We start from the raw sequence: 2,891 nt of genomic DNA on the forward strand, positions 1-2,891 counted from the left end.
AGCTTAAAAAAATATAAATTTATATTTTTTTAAGCTTTTTTTATATTTAAATTTTTTAAACTTTGTGACTTAGTGTCTTCGTGGCAAATTTTTAAATCCCCAAATAATTACTAGGACTAATTTGCATCAATTCATTCTTAATTGCATCAGAAACATCTAAAGTTTGAATAAAATTATGAATAGATTCTTTATTCATAACTTCATTGGTTCTAGTTAATCCTTTCAAAGCTTCATAAGGATTTGGATAACCTTCACGTCGTAAAATAGTTTGAATTGCTTCGGCTACAACTGCCCAATTTTTTTCTAAATCTTCGGCAAATTTTGGTTCGTTTAGTAATAATTTATTTAAACCTTTCAAAGTTGCTTCAAATGCAATTAATGTGTGACCAATTGGAACTCCAATGTTTCTTAAAACCGTACTATCAGTTAAATCACGTTGTAATCTTGACAAAGGTAATTTGGCAGAAAGATGTTCAAAAATGGCATTGGCAATTCCTAAATTTCCTTCGCTATTTTCAAAATCTATTGGATTTACTTTATGTGGCATCGCAGAAGAACCAATTTCGCCTGCTTTTATTTTTTGTTTGAAATAATCCATCGAAACATAAGTCCAAATATCTCTATCTAAATCGATTATAATAGTATTTATTCTTTTTAACGCATCAAAAAACGCAGCAAAATGATCGTAATGTTCTATTTGTGTTGTTGGAAAAGAATGTTGTAAACCTAGCGTTTCTTCCACGAAAGTGTTTCCAAATTTTTTCCAATCAATAGTTGAATACGCAACATGATGCGCATTGAAATTTCCTGTTGCGCCACCAAATTTTGCTGCAAATGGAATATTGAACAACAAACGCATTTGTTCTTCAAGACGTTCTACAAAAACTAAAAATTCTTTTCCAAGTCGAGTAGGAGATGCAGGTTGACCGTGAGTTCTAGCCAACATTGGAATGTCTTTCCATTCCATTGCTATTTCTTTTAATTTTGCAATTAAAGCTATTAAACTTGGTAAATATACATTTTCAAAAGCTTCTTTTGTAGAAAGTGGAATGGCAGTATTGTTAATATCTTGAGAAGTTAATCCAAAGTGAATGAACTCTTTATATTGAGATAAGTTTAGTTTTTCAAATTTTTCTTTAATAAAATATTCAACCGCTTTTACATCGTGATTGGTAGTTTTTTCGGATTCTTTTATCCAAAGTGCATCTTGGGTTGAGAAATTTAAATAAATATTTCTTAATTCTGAAAACACTTTAGCATCTATATTTTTTAATTGTGGCAAAGGCAATTCGCAAAGTGAAATAAAGTATTCAACTTCTACTAAAACTCTATATTTTATTAATGCTTCTTCAGAAAAATAAGCGGATAATGATTTAGTTATACTTCGGTATCTTCCGTCAATTGGTGAAACTGCATTTAATTCTGTTAGTTGCATTTTAGTTGTGTTTTGAAGTGCAAAAATAGTTAAACCAATTTAGAATATAGAATATAGAACAAAGAAAATAGATTATAGATTTACACAAAATCTTTTTTCTGTTTTCTTTGTTCTATTCTCTTTTAAGCAGTCTATCTTTCAATAATGGCAAACCTTCACTAGCTTTTAAGGGAATAATTTCAACTTTATTATTTACATTTTGCATTGTTCCAGGATTTGGATCAATATAATAAATAGGAATATTTGGTGGTGTATATTCAACCAAACCTGCTGCTGGATAAACTTGAAGCGACGTTCCAATAACAGCAAAAAAATCTGCATTTTGAGTAATTTCTAATGCTTCTTCAAGTGCAGGAACATCTTCGCCAAACCATACAATATGTGGTCGCAATTGAAATCCGTTTTTATCAACATCAGTTTTATTCAAATCGGTTTTCCAATCTAAAATGTAGTTTTTATCTTTTACACTTCGCACTTTAAATAATTCTCCGTGAAGATGTAAAACATTTTTACTTCCAGCTTTTTCGTGCAAATTATCTACGTTTTGAGTAATTATGTAAACTTTAAAATTTTTTTCTAAATCGGCAAGAACTTTGTGTCCAAGATTTGGTTCAACTTCGTGCAATTGTTTTCTTCGTTGATTATAAAAATCTAAAACTAATTCTTGATTTTTGCGCCAACCTTCAGGAGTTGCAACATCCATAACATTGTGTCCTTCCCAAAGTCCGTCAGAATCTCTAAAAGTTTTTATACCACTTTCTGCAGAAATTCCTGCGCCTGTTAAAACAACCAATTTCTTTTTCATTTATGTTTAATTTACTCGTTCTAGATTTATTTAAGAATCCAATATTTATTGTACTAAATGGAATTTATTTTAAAGTTTAAAGTTACTGTTTTTTACTATTTTTACCAAATAATATTTATTCAAATGGTCGATTTAGATTATCTAACTTTTTTAGAAAACATACTTACCGAAAACAGAAAAGAACGCTTTTTGCAAGTTTTATCTAAACGTACCAATCATTTTACTATTGCAATGGAAGATATTTTTCAGTTGCACAATACAAGTGCTGTAATGAGAAGTTGCGAAGTTTTTGGAATTCAACAACTTAATGTGATTGAAGAACGATACACAAAATCTATTGATAAAGAAATTGCAATGGGCGCACAAAAATGGGTTGATGTAAATAGATTTGAAAGTATTTCTAATTGTATTTCTACCTTAAAAAGTAAAGGTTATCAGATAATTGCAACTTCGCCACACGAAAATGATTGTGATTTAGATAGTTTTGACATTACAAAACCAAGTGCGTTATTTTTTGGTACAGAACGCGACGGATTATCGGAAGAAGTTTTACAAAAAGCAGATGGATTTTTAAAAATTCCGATGGCTGGTTTTACTGAAAGTTTAAATATTTCAGTTTCGGCAGCCATTATTATTCAGAATTTAATGAGT

3 protein-coding genes are annotated in these 2,891 nt (G+C 29.7%); 1 reads left to right on the forward strand and 2 read right to left on the reverse strand.

From position 1 onward, the window contains the following. Positions 1 to 91 precede the first annotated feature (91 nt). Both purB and ACH2BO_RS01025 read right to left on the reverse strand, forming a co-directional pair. Positions 92 to 1,435, reverse strand: a complete 1,344-nt coding sequence (purB, locus tag ACH2BO_RS01020; protein ID WP_395042900.1) for an adenylosuccinate lyase — start codon at positions 1,433 to 1,435, stop codon at positions 92 to 94. A 112-nt stretch (positions 1,436 to 1,547) separates the two neighbouring features. Continuing rightward, complete coding sequence (locus ACH2BO_RS01025; protein ID WP_395042901.1) at positions 1,548 to 2,240, reverse strand: NAD-dependent deacetylase; 693 nt, start codon at positions 2,238 to 2,240, stop codon at positions 1,548 to 1,550. Between the two features lie 123 nt (positions 2,241 to 2,363). Between ACH2BO_RS01025 and ACH2BO_RS01030 the strand changes: the two genes are divergently transcribed. Then, positions 2,364 to 2,891 (forward strand): TrmH family RNA methyltransferase (locus tag ACH2BO_RS01030; RefSeq protein WP_395042902.1); only part of this gene is annotated, 528 nt, incomplete at its 3' end.

The sequence above is a fragment of the Flavobacterium sp. genome (genome assembly GCF_043773265.1).
Taxonomy (GTDB): Bacteria; Bacteroidota; Bacteroidia; order Flavobacteriales; family Flavobacteriaceae; genus Flavobacterium.